A 17,670-nucleotide genomic window follows, 5' to 3' on the forward strand; every position below is an offset into this window, starting at 1 on the left:
TTGTTAACCGCTCTGTACGCTGCCCCCGCCCGCGCCGTCGCGCCGGACGTTCTGGAAACCTACCTGACCTATTGTACCGAGGCCGTCGCCCTCGGCGACCCGACCGGCCCGGCGCTTCCGGTGGGAACGCAGGCCAACGAGACCGGCGCGATCCTGACCGAACCCAAGGTGCCGCATTTCTCGATGCACCGCGATGCGCGCGAGGACTGGCTCTGCGAGGTGGGCGACAAGCAGGCGAGCGTGCTGACCCGGACGGTGGAGGACTACCTGCGCGAAGTGCGGACGGTGGACAAGTATCGCACCAGCTACGGCGACACGCTCTACATTGCCGCCACCATCTGCGTTGGCCCCAATGCGGTGGCGCTGATCCTGAACGGCCCGCTCAGTGACGAGCTCAGCATGGGCACGGTGGTGTTTACCGGCGGCAAGGTCAGCGCGGGGTGCGCGGGATGAGGCTTGCGGCGCTTCTCCTGATGCTCGCTGCCGCCCCGGCCGGGGCGAACCCGGGGGCGATCGGGGACGCGATCGGCTTGTGCCGCGCCGTGGTGGAGGCCGAAAGCCCGGAGCCGCTGGAGGCGGCCGGGCTGGAGCTTGTGCGCCGGTTCGAGCTGGGCGCGCCACAATGGGGCGCGATCTACGGGGCGCCGGGCCGCATCGGCACCATCGGCGCCGGGCTGGACGAGTTGAACCGGGACGGGCGCGACATGGAGGAGGTGCATTGCTATCTTGCCCTCCCTGCCCCGACCCGCTCCAGCCAGACCCGCTGGGAGAAGCTGGCCATGGGGCCGGTGATGGCGCTTGAGGCCGAGGGCTTCGAGCGCCACGGCGGCACCCCGGCCAGCCCCGGCTTGCGCAAGTGCCCGATGATCGGAAAGCCAACCTTCGTGCGGCTCTACACCATGGAGCGGACCGACCCGCCCGAGGTGCGCGTGTGGGTGACAGATACCGGCCCGTCCGGACAGACCTGCAAGGAGTGACCTGATGCCCGACCAGCTCTTGTTTGCCATGGAAGTGACCCTGAACGGGCTGATGGCGGGGGTCATGTATGCGTTGGTGGCGCTGGGGTTCGTGCTGATCTTCAAGGCCAGCGGGATCTTCAACTACGCGCAGGGGGTCATGGCGCTGTTTGCGGCGATGACGCTGGTGGGGTTGCAGGACGGGCAGATCCCGTTCAGCCACCTGATCAACGCGATCTTCGGCACCGATCTGCACCACTTCGGGTGGCACCTGCCGGCGGTGGTGGCGATCATCGGGACGGTGCTGGTGATGATCGCCTTTGCCTGGGCGGTGAACCAGCTGATCCTGAAGCACCTCGTGAATCAGGAGCCGATCATCCTGTTCATGGCGACCATCGGGCTGGCCTATTTCCTTGAAGGGCTGGGCGATCTGATGTGGGGCTCGGACATCAAGAAGCTCGACGTGGGTTTGCCGCAGGGGATCAACGGGTGGATCGACGAGACCACCTTCAACGCCTTCGGCTACGGCTTCTTCATCGACAACCTCGACCTCGTGGCAACCCTCGTGGCGGCGCTGCTCGTCACCGGGCTGGTGCTGTTTTCGCAATATACCAAGCAGGGCCGCGCGCTGCGGGCGGTGGCGGATGACCATCAGGCGGCGCTGAGCGTGGGCATCAGCCTGCGGTTCATCTGGGTGCTGGTCTGGGGGATTGCCGGGTTCGTGGCGCTGGTGGCGGGGATGATGTGGGGCACCAAAAGCGGTGTGCAGTTCAGCCTCAGCCTGATTGCGCTGAAAGCCCTGCCGGTGCTGATGCTGGGCGGCTTCACCTCGATCCCCGGCGCCATCGTGGGCGGGCTGATCATCGGGATGGGGGAGAAGCTGTTCGAGTTTCTTGTCGGGCCGCTGGTGGGCGGGGCGACGGAGAACTGGTTTGCCTATGTGCTGGCGCTGATCTTTCTCGTGTTCCGCCCGCAGGGCCTGTTTGGGGAGCGCATCATTGAACGGGTCTGATCCGATCTTTGCCATCTTGCCGGGCAGAAGGACGGGTGGCGGTATGGCCCGCCTGGGGCGCCGGGATGCGGCGCCTTGCGCGGCGCAGGGGCGCGGTCGGTGTCAGCCCTGTGTGGCGGCGACGAACACGCCGAGGCCGACGGCACCCAGCCCGAGCAGGATGATGGCGGCCTGCACCGAGACGCCGAAGAACACGGCGATGGCCACGATCAGCACCGCCGAGACGATGAGATACGGCATCAGGCCTCGGATCACCTCGACGATGGCGCTCTGCACCCGGTCGAGCAGACGGCCGAACACCCCTTCGCGGGGTTTGCGCATCTCGTCTTCGCCCGGCACCTCATCCAGCGGCTGGATCTGGGCCTGCGGCGACAGGGCGACAAAGCGATTCTTCGTGTCGGGCATCTCGGCTCTCTGGTGGGCTCTCATGCGTTGCGTTGGAAAGAATTTGCCTGAAAATTGCGGCGACCGCTTGGCGGGATTGTCTCAAAAGCGGGGAGTCCGGCCTGCAACCTCAGGGTGCATAGGCGGTTTGAGACTGCCTGCGGCACGGCCGACGGCACGGCGCTGCAATGGTTTTTCGGCCCCTGTTTCTGCGATGGAAACAAACGATTGGGGCAGCGCGGAGGCACCTTCGTCAGGGTTGTGCGGCCCCGGCCGAGTGGCATCTTCGACGGGACGCAGGCTGCGCCCGGAGATTACGAGACTGGCCTGCTTCGCAGGGAGCAGGAACGGACCAACTGCGGGCGGCCCCAGGGCGGGCCGGGCCGGAAGCGGAGGACAGGGCTGATGCTGTATCGCGAGGCGGGCGACTTCAAGACGAGCTATGCGGAGGACAGCCAGACCTTTCCGATCAAGTTCGACCGCTGGCGCTACTACGCGGTGCTGGCGGTGGCCTTCGGGGTCATTCCGTTCTTCATAAACGACTACTGGGTCAGCGCGATTTTCCTGCCCTTCCTGATCTATTCGATCGCCGCCATCGGGCTGAACATCCTGACCGGCTATTGCGGGCAGGTGAGCCTTGGCACCGGCGGGTTCATGGCGGTGGGGGCCTATGCCTGCTACAAGCTGATGACCGCCTTCCCCGATATCAGCATCTTCTTTCACGTGATCCTCGCGGGGGGCATCACGGCGGGCGTGGGCATTCTGTTTGGCCTGCCGAGCCTGCGGATCAAGGGGTTCTACCTTGCCGTGGCGACGCTGGCGGCGCAGTTCTTTCTGGTGTGGATCTTCAACCGGGTGCCGTGGTTCTACAACTATTCGGCCACGGGCCAGATCAGCGCGCCGGAGCGCACGGTGTTTGGCGTGAAGGTGACGGGCCCGGAAACCGATGCCTGGGCGACCTACCTGTTCTGCCTCGTCTTCGTGGTGCTGGTGGCCTGGCTGGCGCGCAACCTGACGCGGGGCACGGTGGGCCGGAAGTGGATGGCGATCCGCGACATGGACATTGCCGCCGAGATCATCGGGGTGAACCCGCTGACGGCCAAGCTCTCGGCCTTTGCAGTCTCGTCCTTCTTCATCGGGATCGCGGGGGCGCTGTTCTTTGCGGTCTATCTCGGGGCGGTCGAGGTGGGCGAGGTCTTCGGGATCAACAAGAGCTTTCTGGTGCTGTTCATGGTGATCATCGGGGGCCTCGGCTCGATCTTCGGGAGCTTCGCGGGGGCGGCGTTTCTGGTGCTGCTGCCGGTCATTCTGAAGAACCTTCTGGTCGGCACGCTGGGGTGGCCGACCGATCTGGCGGCGCATCTGGAGTTCATGATCGTGGGCGCCCTCATCATCGTTTTCCTCGTCGCGGAACCGCACGGGCTGGCGCAGCTCTGGCGGGTGGCGAAGGACAAGCTGAGGCTCTGGCCGTTCCCGCATTAGGGCGGGCGAGCGGTAGGTGGGTTGCACCCACCCTACGGATTGCTTCGGGCGGGAGTGCCCGGACAAGGGATTGGCCCACCGCACGGGCCGAGGAGGAGGAGACCGGGGGAGAACCCCGGCACAACGCAACATCGGACCAACCAAGGGAGGAGACCCCGATGAGACTGAAACTTGCAACACTGGCGCTTGGCGCGGTGATGGCCGCCGCTCCGGCGATGGCAGAGATCACCATGTCGGCGCTGAGCTACCGCACCGGCCCCTATGCGGCCAACGGCATTCCGTTTGCGGATGGCTACCAGGACTATTTCACCCTGCTCAACGAGCGTGACGGCGGCATTGGCGGCGAGATGATCAACCTCGTCGAATGCGAGACCGGCTACAACACCGAGAAGGGTGTGGAGTGCTACGAGGCCACCAAGGGCGAAGGTGTGCTGGTGTATCAGCCGCTCTCGACCGGGATCACCTATCAGCTGATCCCCAAGGCCACCGCCGATGGCATTCCGATGCACACGATGGGCTATGGCCGGACCTCCGCCAAGAATGGCGCGGTGTTCCCCTATATCTTCAACTATCCGGCGAACTACTGGGACGGCGCCTCGATCGCGATCACCCATATTGCAAACGAGGAAGGCGGCGACCTGACCGGCAAGAAGATTGCGCTGGTCTATCACAACTCCGCCTATGGCAAGGAGCCGATCCGCACGCTGGAGAGCCTGGCCGAGAAGCATGGCTATGAGCTGAGCCTGCTGCCGGTCGACCATCCGGGGCAGGAGCAGAAGAGCCAGTGGCTTCAGATCCGCCGCGAAAAGCCGGATTACGTGATCATGTGGGGCTGGGGCGTGATGAACCAGGTTGCCGTGCAGGAGGCGGTGAACATCCGCTATCCGATGGATCATTTCATTGGCATCTGGTGGTCGGGTTCGGAGAACGACGTGCTGCCCGCCGGTGACGGTGCCAATGGCTACAAGGCTCTGACCTTTCACAATCTGGGAGATGATTATCCGATTTATGCCGATCTGAAGACCCATGTTGTGGACACCGGCAAGGCCGCAGGTGCGGGCGATCAGCTTGGCACGGCGCTCTATAACCGGGGCATGTATGCCGCGATGCTGGCGGCCGAAGCGATCAAGACCGCGCAGGAGATGAGCGGTGAGAGCGCCATCACCCCGGCGCAGATGCGCGACGGCATGGAGAACCTCGAGATCACGGAAGCCAAGATGGCGGCGCTCGGCCTGCCCGGCTTTGGCCCGGAGTTCAAGGTGAGCTGCGAGAACCACGGCGGCGACGGCTATGGTGCCGTGGCCCAGTGGGATGCGGCTGCCGGCGAGTGGAGCCTGATCACCGACTACTACCAGTCGGATCAGGAAATCCTCGCGCCGCTGATCGAGGAAGACAGCGCGGCCTATGCCGCCGAAGCGGGCGTGGAGCCGGCCTGCAACTGATGCGAACCTCCCCGGCCGGCACTCGTCGGCCGGGGCCTTTCAGGCAATTTGCGAGATGAACCGGGGGCGAGCTGCCGCCGGGAGGAGAGCCGGACCATGCTGGATGCCGCGACGCCCGACAGCGACACGCTGCTTGAGGTCAACAACATCGAGGTGATCTACAACCACGTCATTCTGGTGCTGAAGGGTGTGAGCCTGAAGGTGCCCAAGGGCGGGATCACCGCGCTGCTGGGCGGCAACGGGGCGGGCAAGACCACCACGCTGAAGGCGATCAGCGGGTTGCTGAAATCGGAGCGGGGCGAGATCACCAAGGGGTCGATCAGCTACCGGGGCGAGCGGCTGACGGGCGAGGATCCGGCGGCGCAGGTGAAGAGCGGGATCATCCAGGTGATGGAGGGCCGCCATTGTTTTGAGCATCTCACGGTGGAGGAGAACCTGCTGACCGGGGCCTACACCCGAGGCGACGGGCGCGGCGCCACCGAGGCCGATTTGCAGATGGTCTACGATTATTTCCCGCGGCTGAAGGAGCGGCGGAAGAGCCAGGCGGGCTATACCTCGGGCGGGGAGCAGCAGATGGTGGCGATTGGCCGGGCGATGATGGCGCGGCCCGAGACGATCCTGCTGGACGAGCCGAGCATGGGGCTGGCGCCGCAGCTGGTGGAGCAGATCTTCGGCATCGTGAAGCGGCTGAACGAGGAGCAGGGGGTGACCTTCTTGCTCGCGGAGCAGAACACCAATGTCGCGCTTCGCTTTGCGCATTACGGCTATATCCTCGAATCGGGGCGGATCGTGATGGACGGGCCCGCCGCCGAGCTGCGGGAGAACCCTGATGTGAAGGAATTTTATCTGGGCATGAGCGAGGAGGGGCGAAAGTCTTTCCGGGACGTGCGCAGCTACCGGCGGCGCAAGAGGTGGCTGGCCTGACATGGGCGACAGCGTCTGGTTCATGGCCTGCCCCGGCCCGGCCCCGGCGGATGCGCTGGACTGGCTGGCCGACCTTGCCGATGCGATGCGCGCGGCGGGGCTGATCGAGGGCGACAACGAGCCGGGTGCGATCTTGGGCAACCCGCGCGGGCCGGTCTATCGGAGCGGGCCGGCGGTGGATGCGCTGGTGCCGGTGGGGCATGGCCGCCTGTCGGCGCTGCGGACCAATGGTGCGGAGTTCTGCACCGATCCGATCTTCAACTACGCACAGCTGAACCGCGAGGTCTTTGCCTGCCCGAACTGCGGCGAGGCGATTCCGGCGGCGGCGCAGGTCGACGCGCTCGGCACGGCAGCGGCGGAGGGCGACTTTGGCCCCGGCGCGGTGCGCTGTGCCCGCTGCCATGCGCCGACGGCGGTGAACGACTGGGCCGAGGGCACGGGGTTCATCATTGCGGGCTGCGGGCTGGCGCTGTGGAACTGGCCGGTGCTGGAAGAGGTGCTCGCCCCGGTGCGGGGGCTGGTGCGCGAGGCGTTTGACGGGCAGCTTGTGGAGGACGGGCAGCGGATTTGACCCGCTCGCGCGCCCCGAACAGCATATGAGGAGGATATGATGGCCGACGAGGGACCGGAGTGGCGCAGCGCGCAGGCGCGGGCGGCGGAGCTGGCCGAGGCGCTGCCACGTCAGGTGGCGCGGGCGCAGGGCTTGCCGGGATACGGCGCGCTTGCGGGCGTTGATGCGGGCGCGATCACCGACGCCGCCGCGCTGGCCGCGTTGCCGGTGCTGCGCAAGGGCGCGCTGATGGAGGCGCAGGCCGCGCGGCGGCCCTTTGGCGGGCTGGCGACGGTGGAGGCCACCGGCTTTACCCATCTGTTCCAGTCGCCCGGGCCGATCTATGAGCCGGGGATGAGCAATGCGGAAGACTGGTGGCGGTTTGCCCCCTTCCTGCGGGCGCTGGGCATTGGTGCGGGCGACGTGGTGCAGAACTGCTTTGGCTACCACCTGACCCCGGCAGGCATGATGTTTGACAATGGCGCAAGGGCCGTGGGCGCGGCGGTGATCCCGGCGGGCACCGGGCAGACCGAGTTGCAGGTGCGCGCCGCCGCCGATCTGGGGGCCACCGCCTATGCGGGCACGCCGGATTACCTGAAGGTCATCGTCGAGAAGGCCGACGAGATGGGCGTGGCGCTGGGCATCAGCCGGGCGGCGGTGTCGGGCGGGGCGCTGTTTCCGAGCCTGCGCGAGTGGTACGCGGGGCGCGGGATCACCTGTCTGCAATGCTATGCCACCGCCGATCTGGGCAATATCGCCTATGAGAGCAGCCCCGAGAGCGGGCTGATCGTGGCCGAGGGCGTGGTGGTGGAGATCGTCACCCCGGGCACCGGCGATCCGGTGCCCGAGGGCGAGGTGGGCGAGGTTGTTGTGACCACGCTGAACCCCGATTACCCGCTGATCCGCTTTGCCACCGGCGATCTCTCCGCCGTGTTGCCGGGCCAGAGCGATTGCGGGCGGAGCAACATGCGGATCAAGGGCTGGATGGGGCGGGCCGACCAGACCGCCAAGATCAAGGGCATGTTCGTGCGCCCCGAGCAGGTGGCCGAGCTTGTTTCACGCGTGGGCGCGGCGCGGGCGCGGGTGACGGTGACGCGCGAGGATGAGCGCGATGTGATGGCCGTGGCCTTCGAATCGGAGGGTGGCAGCAAAGACACGCTGGCCGAAGCCGTACGCGAGATCCTGAAACTTTCTGGTGAGGTCAGCATTCATTCCTTGGGAAGCCTGCCGAAAGACGGCAAGGTGATAGACGACCAGAGAAGTTACGATTAGGGCCGCTCGAAGGGCCCGGGAGGCGGGCATGAGACGAGCAATCCTTTTGACACTGGCGCTGGTGGCCGGGCCTGCGATGGCCGACCGGGCGCTGATCCTTGGGCAGCCGGAGGCCGGGCGAGGGTTGTTCGGCGGCTCTGCGCCGGACCTTGCCGCCGCCTACGAGGGCGCGGGCTTCACCGTGATCGGCGGCAGCCCGGCGACGGCGGCGCTGATGCGCGAGGGGCTGGCGCGGTTCTTGAGCGGCGTGGCGGGCGAGCGGCGGCTGGTGGTGCACCTGTCGGGGCCTTTCGTGCGCTCGGGCAGCGACACCTGGCTGCTGGCCGATGATGCCAAGGCGCCGAGCCTGGCCACGGTGGCGGGACAGGGGCTGGCGCTTTCGACCATTCTGGAGATCGCGGCGGAGGTGCCGGGGCAGTCGGTTGTGCTGATCGGCACGAGCGCGGCACCGGAGGATCTGGGCGCGGGGCTTGCCGCCGGGCTGGGGCCGCTGGAGGTGCCGCAGGGTGTGACCGTGATACGGGGCCGTTCGGCGCAGATCGGGGCCTTTGCGGTGGGGCCACTGATGCAGGAGGGCCGGAGCCTTGAGGCGCTGGTGAACGGCGCCGAGGGGCTGACCGGAGAGGGCTATGTTTCGGCCGCGACGATCTGGCGGCCCGAGGGCGAGACCGCGCCCGAGCCGAGCAGCGAGCCGGTGGCCGATGCCGCCGATGTGGAGCGCGCGGTGTGGGAGAGCGCGGTGGATGCCGACAGCAAGGAAGCCTACCTCGGCTACCTTGCCCGCTATCCGCTGGGCCAGTTTGCCGACGCCGCCCGCAAGGCAATTGCCGAGATCGAGGCCGAGCCCTACAGGGCAGAGCGCAAGGCGGAGGAAGCCCTGGAGCTGAGCCGCGACGAGCGGCGCGGCATTCAGCGCAACCTGACGGTGCTGGACTACAAGCCGAGGGGAATCGACGGTATTTTCGGCCCCGGCACGCGGGGCGCGATCAAGGCGTTTCAGGAGAAAAACGGCTTTCCGCCCTCGACCTACCTGACCCGTCAGCAGATCACCCGGCTTTCGGAGCAGGCCGAGCGCCGCAGCGCCGAGCTGGAGGCCGAGGCCGAGCGGCGGCGGCTGGAGGCGGAGCGCGCCGACCGGGCCTATTGGGAGGTCACCGGCGCGGCGGGCGACGAGGCGGGCCTGCGGGTGTACCTCAAGAAATACCCTGACGGAATTTACAGCGAGATCGCGCAGGAGCAGCTTTCGATCATCGAGGAAGACAAGCGCCGCGAGGCCGCCGCGCAGGATCGTGCGGCCTGGGACGTGGCGGTGCAGGCCAACACGGTGGCGAGCTATCGCAACTACCTGGTGGCCTACCCCAAGGGCGCCTTTGCAGAAGAGGCCCGCGCCCAGATCGACAAGCTGACCGTGGAGGCCAGCCCCGACCGGCAGGAGGCCGAGGCGCGGGAAGCGGCGCTGGGGCTGCCGCAGTTCACCAAGGTGTTGGTGGAGCGGCGTCTGGCGCAGCTCGGGCTGGAGCCGGGGGCCACGGATGGCGAGTTCGACGACCAGACCCGCCGCGCCATTCGACGGTTTCAGCGTGACCGCGAGCTGGAAGTGACCGGCTACCTCGACGAGGCGACGGTGAGCCGAATGCTGGCGGATGCGGGGATACGTATCATTCGGGAATGACCGGGAGGGCGGGCCATGGAGAAGGTGACGGGGTTTGGCGGGTTCTTCTTCAGGGCCGAGAACCCGGAGGCGCTGGCGACATGGTATGCCGAGGTGCTGGGCATCGACAGGGTGCCCGGCAGCTATGATGCAGAGCCCTGGACGCAGGAGGCGGGGGCGACGGTGTTTGCGCCCTTCGAGAAGGTCACCGACTATTTCGGCAACCGGGAGAAGGCCTTCATGCTGAATTTCCGGGTGCGCGACCTCGAGGCGATGATCGCGCAGATCGAGGCCGCCGGGACCGAGGTGCAACGCGACCCGGAGGCCTACCCCAACGGGCGGTTTGCGCGGCTGAACGACCCCGAGGGCAACCCGATAGAGCTGTGGGAGCCGCGCTGACATCACGCTGTCAGGAGCGCCGGGAACGGCTTGGGGCGGATGGCGGTTGAGCCTGTGAAACCATCACGGGAGGCAGCCATGCCCTATGATTTCAACAGTTTCATGGAGCGACGGGAGGCTGCGGCGCGGGCCTATGTGGCGGGCGATGCCGCCCCCGTCGTGGGGCTTTCCGCCGAGCATGGGCAGGCGACGTTCTTTGATCCGGGCGGCGGGGTGACGCAGGGGGCGGAGGTGGTGAATGCCGCCAATTCCACCGGCGCGGCGAGCTTTGCGCCGGGCAGCGAGACGCATTTCGAGGTGCTCGACAGCGGCGCGGCCGATGGGCTGGCGTTCTGGACCGGTTATCAGCATGCGGAGGTGCAGATGGCGGGCGGCGGGGCGCGGGTGCCGATGAAGCTGCGGGTGACGGAGGTGTTCCGGCGCGAGGGCGAGGGCTGGAAGATGATTCATCGCCATGCCTCGCTGGCGAAGGACGACGAGGCGCCGGGCGGCTGAGGCGCGGGTGATTCTGGCGGCGGGGCCTTTCGCGGGCCGGGCCGGAAACCAAAAAGGCCGCCCGAGTGGGGCGGCCCTTCCGTTTTCACGCGCTGAAACGCTTAGCCCTGACGGGCCTTGAAGCGGCGCTGGGTCTTGTTGATGACGTAGACGCGGCCTTTACGGCGCACGATACGGCAATCCCGGTGCCGGTTTTTCAGCGAGCGGAGCGAGTTGCGGACTTTCATATCTTCAACCTTTCCTCTCTTGCGGCCCCTAACGCGGCAGTTGGGTGCCAAGTTCAACAATGACCCCGGAAGGGTCGGCTCATATGGTGGGCGATACTGGGATCGAACCAGTGACCCCTTCGATGTCAACGAAGTGCTCTACCGCTGAGCTAATCGCCCTGACCTCTTCGAATCGCCCCGTTCTCAAAACAAAAGACGCGGGGCGGTCCGCGTCGGTGCGGTGGCGTATAAAGTGAAGCCGAGCGCGGTTCAAGGGCTTTTGGCAAGCGGCGCTTTGCCGCTATAGTTTTGTTCATGAGCACGAGAGAGGCAAAGTCCTATCGGATCGAGCGGCCGCGTCAGCGGACGACCGGGGCGGTGTTTGCTTCGCCGCATTCGGGCTGCGATTACCCCTGGGCATTTCTGCGGGCATCGGTGCTGGACGAGCGCAGCATCCGCAGCTCGGAAGATGCCTTTGTGGATGAGCTTTTTGCCGATGCCACCGCCCATGGCGCCCCGCTGATCGCTGCGGCCGCACCGCGGGCCTATATCGACCTCAACCGCTCTGCCGACGAGCTGGACCCGGCGCTGATCCGAGGTGTGGCCACGGTGACGCACAACCCGCGCGTCAGCTCCGGGCTGGGGGTGATTCCGCGCGTGGTGGCCGGGGGGCGGGCGATCTATCGGGGCAAGATCACGCTGGAGGAGGCCAAGGACCGGATTGCCGAGGTCTGGCGGCCCTATCACCGTGCCCTTCAACGGGAGATCGACGAGGCGCGGGCCGAGTTTGGCCGCGCCATCCTGATCGACTGCCATTCGATGCCCCATGAGGCGATCGACGCCGCCGGCTCCCGCAAGGGCCGGGGCGCGGCGGCGCGGCTGCCCGAGATCGTGCTGGGCGACCGCTTTGGCGCGGCCTGTGGTGGCGAGGTGATGGACCTCGTGGAAGCCGCCTTTGCCGGGGCGGGCTTTCGGGTGGCGCGCAACGCGCCCTTTGCCGGGGCCTATGTGGCGCAGAGCTATGGCCGCCCGGCGCGGGGGCAACATGCGATTCAGGTGGAGATCGACCGCTCGCTCTACATGAACGAAGAGACCATCGAGCGCGGTCCGCAGTTCGATGAAATCCGCACCCGGCTGGGGCAGGTCATTGGCGAGATTGCCGCGATCGGGCGGGGCGGCGCGGCGATGCCGCTGGCCGCGGAATAGCCGGACAATCGCCTCGGGGCTCCATCCCTTGGTTTTGCAACGTTACGTAAGGTTTGACCCGGTGCCGGGGGCGCTCATCCTGTGGGCAACAGGAAGAGGAGGCCGCTGATGCTTTTGATGGAGCAGGCGCAGGCGATTCTGGAGGCGCAGCCGTTCTCGAAGCTGGTTGGCGCGGAGCTGGAGCTGTTCGAGGGCGGGCGCTGCGTGATCTCTGCGACCATGCGCGATGAGCTGCGCCAGCACATGGGGATTGCCCATGGCGGCGTGCTGGCGACCTTGGCCGATATGGCGCTGACCTTTGCGGGGGGCGCTGTGCTGGGGCCGGTCATCACCTCGGAGCTGAAGATCAACTACATCCGCCCGGGCAATGGCGACCGGCTGGTGGCGCGGGGCGAGGTTGTGGGCCATGGCCGCAGGCAGGCGGTGACGCGCTGCGAGATCTACTCGGTCACGGATGGGGAAGAGAAGCTCTGCGCGGCGGCGCAGGGGACGATTGTGAAGATCGAAGGCTAGAGGCGCCGCGATGGCCGCGCCGGTGGCCTGCATCGACCCTTACCGGAGCGCCCTGCCCTTCAGGATGGCCTGATTGCCGAAGCGGGCCCGGATTGCGTCGGTCGCCCGCTCGGCCTGCGCGCGCTTGCCTGCGCCGGGGTCGAGCAGGTCGCCCGAGAGGTCTGCCGCCGCTTCCGGCCCCAGATCGGAGAGACCGACACCGATGAGGCGGAAAGGGCCGCTGTTGCCGGCCTGGTCGAAAAGGTCGCGGGCGGTGCGGTAGAGCCGGTCGGCCATCTGGGTCGGCTCGCGCAGGGTGGTGCGGCGGGTGAGCAGCTTGAACTTTGCGGTCTTGAGCTTGAGCGTCACGGTGCGCCCCGACAGCTCCTTGGCCTTGGCGCGCGCCGAGACCTTTTCGGACAGGCGCCAGATGTGGCCGTCGAGAATGTCGGTGCTGGCGGTGTCTTCGAAGAAGGTGGTTTCGTTGCTGATCGACTTGAGGCCGGAATCGCGGCTGACGCGGCGCTTGTCCTGCCCGCGGGCGAGGTGCCAGAGGCGGGCGCCGGAGGCACCGAAGCGGGCGGCCAGCTCCTTCTGGTCCCAGCGGCGCAGGTCGGCGAAGGTGCGGATGCCCGCCCCCTCGAGCGAGGCCTGAAACGCCTGCCCCACGCCCCAGATCATCCGCACCGGCTTGTCGCGCAGGAAATCCTCGGTCTCTGCCGCACCGATCACCGAGAAGCCCTGCGGCTTGTCGAGATCGGAGGCGATCTTGGCGAGGAACTTGTTGTGCGACAGGCCGATTGAGCCGGTGATGCCCAGCTCGGATTTCATCCGCTTTACCAGCCGGGCGAGCATGACGGCGGGCGGCGCGCCATGCAGGCGCTCGGTGCCGGTGAGGTCGATGAAGGCCTCGTCGAGCGAGAGCGGCTCGATCACCGGGGTCAGCTCTTCCATCATCGCGCGGATCGCGCGGGAGACCTCGACGTAGACCTCCATGCGCGGGCGCACCACCACCGCCTCGGGGCAGAGCTTGAGGGCCTGAAACATCGGCATGGCCGAGCGCACGCCCTTGATGCGGGCGATGTAGCAGGCGGTGGAAACCACGCCGCGCTTGCCGCCGCCGATGATCACCGGCTTGGCGGCAAGCTCGGGATTGTCGCGCTTTTCGACCGAGGCATAGAAGGCATCGCAATCCATATGGGCGATGGAGAGGGCAAACAGCTCGGGGTGCGCGGCCACGCGGGGGCTGCGACAGGCGGGGCATCGGGGTCCGGTCTCGAATGTGGTCAGGCAATCGCGGCAGAGGGCGGGCATGGGGCACCTTTCGCCGCGCAATCTAGCGCGCCGGAGCGCCCCGCCCAAGGGGGCTGATCAGGCTGCTGACAGACGTGCGCGCAGGGCGGTGAAGGCGGCCTCCTGCCCGGGCAGGAAATTGCGGGCCTCGTCGCGGCCGAGGTAGACCTTGAACATGCAGTTGCCCGCATGGCTGTAGAACTGCACCGAGTGGCCGAGCCGCCCGAACATTTCGCGGGAGACGAAGGCGATGGTTTCGCAAGCCTCCAGCTTGAGGTGGCCGTGCAGCGGCTTGCCCGAAAGGTTGTAGTAACCCCGCGCCACCGAGCCATCGGGGATGGGGGCCTTCACCTCCAGCACCACGTCGCCGGTGTTGACGATGGTTGTGACCTCGCCCCAGTCGCGCATGGCCTGCATGACCTCCACGAAGTGACTGCCCGCGATGCAGACCGCCTCGCCATCGGGAAGGGCGCGCAGCACCTCGGCCACGGTGACGCCTGCGGTGGCGGCGATCTCTTCGAGCGGGGCCATCGGCTTTTCGGCAAAGGCGGTGGCGAGGGGTGTGGTGGTCATGTGCAAGCTCCGGTGCAAAGACGGCGGGGAGCTGGCGGAAAGGCGGGCGACCGTCGGGGGTGTGGGGCCAGATGGGGCCTGTGGCGAGGCTTTGTCAATCAGCCCGGGGGCGCGTGTCCGTAGAGTCACGCTGGCTGTGCCGGGAAGGCGGGTGATTCGGAAAACTCTTCAAAACGGCGTGATTGATCCCCATATGTGATGTGGCAGGGGCAGTTAGTTACAGGATTTAGTCATGAACCTCATGGATTTTCTTCCGGGCATCAGTGGTGGGACCATCGTGGTTGGCCTGCTGGCGCTGTTTGTCATCATTTCGATCTTTCTGGGCGTGCGGATCGTGCCCCAGTCGGAAAAATATGTGGTTGAGCGGTTCGGGCGGCTGAAAAGCGTGCTGGGGCCGGGGATCAACCTGATCGTGCCCTTCATTGACCGGGTGCGGCACAAGATCAGCATTCTGGAGCGGCAGCTTCCGAACTCGAATCAGGATGCGATCACCGCCGACAACGTGATGGTGCAGGTCGAGACCTCGGTGTTCTACCGCATCCTCCAGCCGGAAAAGACGGTGTACCGGATCCGCGACGTGGATGGCGCGATTGCGACCACGGTGGCCGGTATCGTGCGCTCCGAGATCGGCAAGATGGAGCTGGACGAGGTGCAATCCAACCGCTCGGCGCTGATTTCGTCGATGAAGGCGCTGGTGGAGAACGCGGTGGACGACTGGGGCATCGAAGTGACCCGCGCCGAGATTCTCGATGTGAACCTCGATGAGGCCACCCGCTCGGCCATGTTGCAGCAGCTCAACGCCGAACGTGCCCGCCGGGCGCAGGTGACAGAGGCCGAGGGCAAGCGGCGCGCGGTGGAACTGGCGGCGGATGCCGACCTCTACGCCGCCGAACAAACCGCCAAGGCCCGCCGTGTGCAGGCCGATGCCGAGGCCTATGCCACCAGCGTTGTGGCGGCGGCGATTCAGGACAACGGGATCGAGGCCGCGCAGTACCAGATTGCGCTGAAGCAGGTGGAGAGCCTGAACAAGCTGGGCGGAGGCGAGGGCAAGCAGACGATCATCGTGCCCGCCGATGCCATGGAAGCCTTCGGCAACGCCTTCAGGATGCTGGGAGGGAGCGCCAAATGACCGAGCTGTTCACCACGTGGTGGGCCTGGCTCGCGCTGGCCGTGGTGCTGGCGATCCTCGAGCTCTTTGCCCCTGGCTTCATCTTCGTCGGCTTTGCCATCGGCGCCGCCGTGGTGGGCGTGCTGTTGGCGATCGGCATCGGCTTTGGCGGCAACCTCGCCTGGATCGCGCTGATCTTCGCGGTGGTTTCGCTCGTGGCCTGGCTGGTCTGCTACAAGACCTTCGGCGGCAAGGGCCGGCAGGTGCAGACCTTCGACGAGGACATCAACGAGGGCTGAGCCCTGTTGAACGCGCATGGAAAGGGCTGCCTGCGGGCGGCCCTTTTGCCGTTTCAGGCCAGCGCCTCCTCGCGGGCGTCATAGGCGCGGCGGCGGGCGTTGATCTGCGGCTGATGGGCCACCGCCCAGTCGCGCAGGCCGATCAGCGCCGATTGCAGCGAAAGGCCGAGCGGGGTGAGCGCATACTCCACCTGCGGCGGCGAGAGCGGCAGCACCTCGCGGCTGACCAGCCCGTCACGCTCGAGGTTGCGCAGGGTGACGGTGAGCATACGGCGCGAAACGCCATCGACCACGCGGGCCAGCGCGTTGAAGCGGCAGGGGCCGTTCATCAGCTCGAGCATCACCAGCAGCGACCATGCATCGCCGATGCGGTCGAGCACATCGCGCATGGGGCAATCATAGGAAATACGGCGGCGGGCCTGGGTGGTCATGGGGGGCTCCTGGAGTAGTAACTTCGGGGTAACCATGTGACGGGAAAATGCCTCTCCCGCCGGGTGGTTCCGGGTCGTATGTAGGTTCTCGATAGTAACCTAACACGGAGACAGACCCATGAACATCCTTTTGATCGGCGCCAGCGGCGTGATCGGCACGCGCATTCTGGCCGAGGCCACCGCGCGCGGGCACCAGGTGAAGGCGGCCAGCCGCAACCCCGCAAAAATCGCGCTGCCCGAGGGGGCGGAGGCAATTGCGCTGGATGTGACGGATGGCGCGGCGGTGGCGGCGGCGGCCGAGGGGGTGGAGGTGATCGTCACCTCCGTCAGCCCGCGCAGCACCGGCGATGCGGTGGCCGAGATGGCAGCAATCGGCGCGGGCGTGACGGCGGGGGCCAAGGCGGCGGGCGTGCCGCTGCTGGTGGTCGGCGGCGCGGGCACGCTGAACCTGCCGGATGGCTCACCGCTGCTGCCGAACCTGCCGCCCGAGATCCTGCCCGAGGCGACCGGCATGAAGGCCTTCAAGGAAAGCCTGCCCGACAGCGGGGTAGCGTGGACCTTCTTTGCCCCCGCCGCGCAGATCGCACCGGGCGAGCGAACGGGGAAGTTTCGGCTTGGCGGCGATGTGCTGCTGTCGGACGAAAACGGCGAAAGCCGGATCAGCGCCGAGGATTATGCGGTGGCGCTGGTGGATGAGCTGGAGGCGCCGAAGCACCGGGGCGAGGTCTTCACCATCGCCTATTGAGCGGCCTCAGGGCAGCTCTGCAATGATGGCGCGGGCGGCCCCGTCGGGGTTGTCCGCCTGCCACACCGGGCGGCCGACAACGATATGATCGGCCCCCTGCTCCACCGCATAGGCGGGCGTGGCAATGCGCTTCTGGTCGCCCTTGGCGCTGCCCTCCGGGCGCACGCCGGGGGTGACGATGAGCCGGCCCTCGGCGCTCGGCAGCGCCCGGATCAGCGCCGCCTCATGGGGCGAGGCGATCACCCCGTCGGCCCCGGCCTCGAAGGCCTTGGCGGCGCGCTCGGTGACGATCTCGGCAATGTCGCCCTCGCGGATCAGCCCGGCATCGAGATCGGCCCGATCGAGCGAGGTGAGGATCGTCACGGCGAGGATCTTCAACTCGCTGCCGCCCTTGCCTTCCTGCGCCGCCCGCACCACGTGCGGATCGCCGTGGACGGTGAGGAAATCCAGCTCGAACTGGGCAATCCCGCGCACGGCGGCCTCGACGGTGGCGCCGATGTCGAAGAGCTTCATGTCGAGAAAGATGCGCTTGCCGTGCTCCTGCTTCAGCTCGTTGGCCAGCGCCATGCCCCCGCCGCAGAGCATTCCGAGCCCGATCTTGTAGAAGCTCACCGCATCGTTCAGCCGCCCGGCCAGCTCCAGCCCCTGCACCGCGTTGGGCACATCAAGCGCCACGATCAGGCGATCATCGGGCAGGCGGTTGTGGGCGGTGGTGGCGGCAGCTTGCATGGGGCTCTCCCGAAGGCAGGT

General features: G+C 67.0%; 22 protein-coding genes and 1 tRNA gene. 16 read left to right on the forward strand and 7 right to left on the reverse strand.

Annotation, left to right across the window (positions count from 1 at the left end; translation table 11 throughout):
• Genes GTH22_RS13995 through GTH22_RS14005 form a run of 3 tightly spaced genes read left to right on the forward strand, consistent with a single transcriptional unit; the run spans nucleotide 1 to nucleotide 1,968 of the window.
• Nucleotides 1-453 carry a hypothetical protein gene (locus GTH22_RS13995; protein ID WP_252946125.1) on the forward strand — a complete coding sequence of 151 codons (453 nt, stop codon included), beginning with the start codon at nucleotides 1-3 and terminating at the stop codon, nucleotides 451-453.
• On the forward strand, nucleotides 450-977 hold the full coding sequence (locus tag GTH22_RS14000; RefSeq protein ID WP_252946127.1) for a hypothetical protein: 528 nt from the start codon (nucleotides 450-452) through the stop codon (nucleotides 975-977). Before GTH22_RS13995 ends, GTH22_RS14000 begins: the two co-directional genes overlap by 4 nt.
• Nucleotides 978-981: 4 nt before the next feature.
• Nucleotides 982-1,968 (forward strand): branched-chain amino acid ABC transporter permease, encoded by a 987-nt coding sequence (locus GTH22_RS14005; RefSeq protein WP_252946130.1) that lies wholly within the window; start codon nucleotides 982-984, stop codon nucleotides 1,966-1,968.
• Nucleotides 1,969-2,070: 102 nt separating this feature from the next.
• Here GTH22_RS14005 and GTH22_RS14010 read toward each other — a convergent pair whose 3' ends face one another.
• Nucleotides 2,071-2,373 (reverse strand): hypothetical protein, encoded by a 303-nt coding sequence (locus GTH22_RS14010; RefSeq protein ID WP_252946132.1) that lies wholly within the window; start codon nucleotides 2,371-2,373, stop codon nucleotides 2,071-2,073.
• 384 nt (nucleotides 2,374-2,757) lie between these two features.
• Here GTH22_RS14010 and GTH22_RS14015 point away from each other — a divergent pair, with 384 nt between their 5' ends.
• The 8 genes from GTH22_RS14015 to GTH22_RS14050 all read left to right on the forward strand — a co-directional run bounded on the left by GTH22_RS14015 (nucleotide 2,758) and on the right by GTH22_RS14050 (nucleotide 10,567).
• The gene (locus GTH22_RS14015; RefSeq protein WP_252946134.1) at nucleotides 2,758-3,834 is read left to right on the forward strand and encodes a branched-chain amino acid ABC transporter permease; all 1,077 of its coding nucleotides are present in this window, start codon (nucleotides 2,758-2,760) and stop codon (nucleotides 3,832-3,834) included.
• A 158-nt stretch (nucleotides 3,835-3,992) separates the two neighbouring features.
• Entirely contained in the window at nucleotides 3,993-5,276 is a 1,284-nt protein-coding gene (locus tag GTH22_RS14020) for an ABC transporter substrate-binding protein (protein ID WP_252946135.1), read from the forward strand.
• A 96-nt stretch (nucleotides 5,277-5,372) separates the two neighbouring features.
• Nucleotides 5,373-6,200, forward strand: a complete 828-nt coding sequence (locus GTH22_RS14025) for an ABC transporter ATP-binding protein (protein WP_252946137.1) — start codon at nucleotides 5,373-5,375, stop codon at nucleotides 6,198-6,200.
• A 1-nt stretch (nucleotide 6,201) separates the two neighbouring features.
• Nucleotides 6,202-6,771 (forward strand): hypothetical protein, encoded by a 570-nt coding sequence (locus GTH22_RS14030; protein WP_252946139.1) that lies wholly within the window; start codon nucleotides 6,202-6,204, stop codon nucleotides 6,769-6,771.
• A 39-nt stretch (nucleotides 6,772-6,810) separates the two neighbouring features.
• Complete coding sequence (locus GTH22_RS14035; protein WP_252946141.1) at nucleotides 6,811-8,022, forward strand: phenylacetate--CoA ligase family protein; 1,212 nt, start codon at nucleotides 6,811-6,813, stop codon at nucleotides 8,020-8,022.
• A gap of 28 nt (nucleotides 8,023-8,050) precedes the next feature.
• A complete protein-coding gene (locus GTH22_RS14040; RefSeq protein WP_252946143.1) occupies nucleotides 8,051-9,694 on the forward strand; it encodes a peptidoglycan-binding domain-containing protein in 1,644 nt (547 codons plus the stop codon).
• A 15-nt stretch (nucleotides 9,695-9,709) separates the two neighbouring features.
• Nucleotides 9,710-10,072, forward strand: coding sequence for a VOC family protein (locus GTH22_RS14045; RefSeq protein ID WP_252946145.1), 363 nt, complete (start codon nucleotides 9,710-9,712; stop codon nucleotides 10,070-10,072).
• Between the two features lie 78 nt (nucleotides 10,073-10,150).
• Nucleotides 10,151-10,567 carry a DUF4440 domain-containing protein gene (locus GTH22_RS14050; protein ID WP_252946147.1) on the forward strand — a complete coding sequence of 139 codons (417 nt, stop codon included), beginning with the start codon at nucleotides 10,151-10,153 and terminating at the stop codon, nucleotides 10,565-10,567.
• A 101-nt stretch (nucleotides 10,568-10,668) separates the two neighbouring features.
• Here the strand turns inward: GTH22_RS14050 and ykgO are convergent, their stop codons facing one another.
• Both ykgO and GTH22_RS14060 read right to left on the reverse strand, forming a co-directional pair.
• Complete coding sequence (gene ykgO, locus GTH22_RS14055) at nucleotides 10,669-10,794, reverse strand: type B 50S ribosomal protein L36 (protein WP_039685556.1); 126 nt, start codon at nucleotides 10,792-10,794, stop codon at nucleotides 10,669-10,671.
• A gap of 84 nt (nucleotides 10,795-10,878) precedes the next feature.
• A tRNA-Val gene (locus tag GTH22_RS14060) sits at nucleotides 10,879-10,953 on the reverse strand.
• 135 nt (nucleotides 10,954-11,088) lie between these two features.
• Here GTH22_RS14060 and GTH22_RS14065 point away from each other — a divergent pair.
• Together GTH22_RS14065 and GTH22_RS14070 are read left to right on the forward strand one after the other, a co-directional pair.
• Nucleotides 11,089-11,979 carry an N-formylglutamate amidohydrolase gene (locus GTH22_RS14065; RefSeq protein WP_252946149.1) on the forward strand — a complete coding sequence of 297 codons (891 nt, stop codon included), beginning with the start codon at nucleotides 11,089-11,091 and terminating at the stop codon, nucleotides 11,977-11,979.
• Nucleotides 11,980-12,087: 108 nt separating this feature from the next.
• Nucleotides 12,088-12,492, forward strand: coding sequence for a PaaI family thioesterase (locus tag GTH22_RS14070; protein ID WP_252946151.1), 405 nt, complete (start codon nucleotides 12,088-12,090; stop codon nucleotides 12,490-12,492).
• Between the two features lie 39 nt (nucleotides 12,493-12,531).
• Here the strand turns inward: GTH22_RS14070 and GTH22_RS14075 are convergent, their stop codons facing one another.
• Together GTH22_RS14075 and hutX are read right to left on the reverse strand one after the other, a co-directional pair.
• Nucleotides 12,532-13,785, reverse strand: coding sequence for a DNA polymerase IV (locus tag GTH22_RS14075; protein ID WP_252946153.1), 1,254 nt, complete (start codon nucleotides 13,783-13,785; stop codon nucleotides 12,532-12,534).
• A gap of 57 nt (nucleotides 13,786-13,842) precedes the next feature.
• On the reverse strand, nucleotides 13,843-14,337 hold the full coding sequence (hutX, locus tag GTH22_RS14080) for a heme utilization cystosolic carrier protein HutX (RefSeq protein WP_252946155.1): 495 nt from the start codon (nucleotides 14,335-14,337) through the stop codon (nucleotides 13,843-13,845).
• A 232-nt stretch (nucleotides 14,338-14,569) separates the two neighbouring features.
• Here hutX and GTH22_RS14085 point away from each other — a divergent pair, with 232 nt between their 5' ends.
• Entirely contained in the window at nucleotides 14,570-15,466 is an 897-nt protein-coding gene (locus GTH22_RS14085) for an SPFH domain-containing protein (protein WP_252946156.1), read from the forward strand.
• Nucleotides 15,463-15,744 (forward strand): NfeD family protein, encoded by a 282-nt coding sequence (locus tag GTH22_RS14090; protein WP_252946157.1) that lies wholly within the window; start codon nucleotides 15,463-15,465, stop codon nucleotides 15,742-15,744. The genes GTH22_RS14085 and GTH22_RS14090 overlap by 4 nt, the downstream gene beginning before the upstream one ends.
• Before the next feature lie 53 nt (nucleotides 15,745-15,797).
• Here GTH22_RS14090 and GTH22_RS14095 read toward each other — a convergent pair whose 3' ends face one another.
• A complete protein-coding gene (locus GTH22_RS14095) occupies nucleotides 15,798-16,175 on the reverse strand; it encodes a helix-turn-helix domain-containing protein (RefSeq protein WP_252946158.1) in 378 nt (125 codons plus the stop codon).
• A gap of 118 nt (nucleotides 16,176-16,293) precedes the next feature.
• On the opposite strand from GTH22_RS14095, the gene GTH22_RS14100 reads away from it, so the two are divergent.
• A complete protein-coding gene (locus GTH22_RS14100; protein ID WP_252946159.1) occupies nucleotides 16,294-16,920 on the forward strand; it encodes an NAD(P)-dependent oxidoreductase in 627 nt (208 codons plus the stop codon).
• Between the two features lie 6 nt (nucleotides 16,921-16,926).
• Here the strand turns inward: GTH22_RS14100 and pyrF are convergent, their stop codons facing one another.
• Nucleotides 16,927-17,649: an orotidine-5'-phosphate decarboxylase gene (gene pyrF / locus GTH22_RS14105; protein ID WP_252946160.1), complete on the reverse strand. Its 723-nt coding sequence runs from the start codon at nucleotides 17,647-17,649 to the stop codon at nucleotides 16,927-16,929.
• Between the last annotated feature and the right edge of the window lie 21 nt (nucleotides 17,650-17,670).

It is taken from the genome of Oceanicola sp. 502str15, assembly GCF_024105635.1.
Taxonomy (GTDB): Bacteria; Pseudomonadota; Alphaproteobacteria; order Rhodobacterales; family Rhodobacteraceae; genus Vannielia.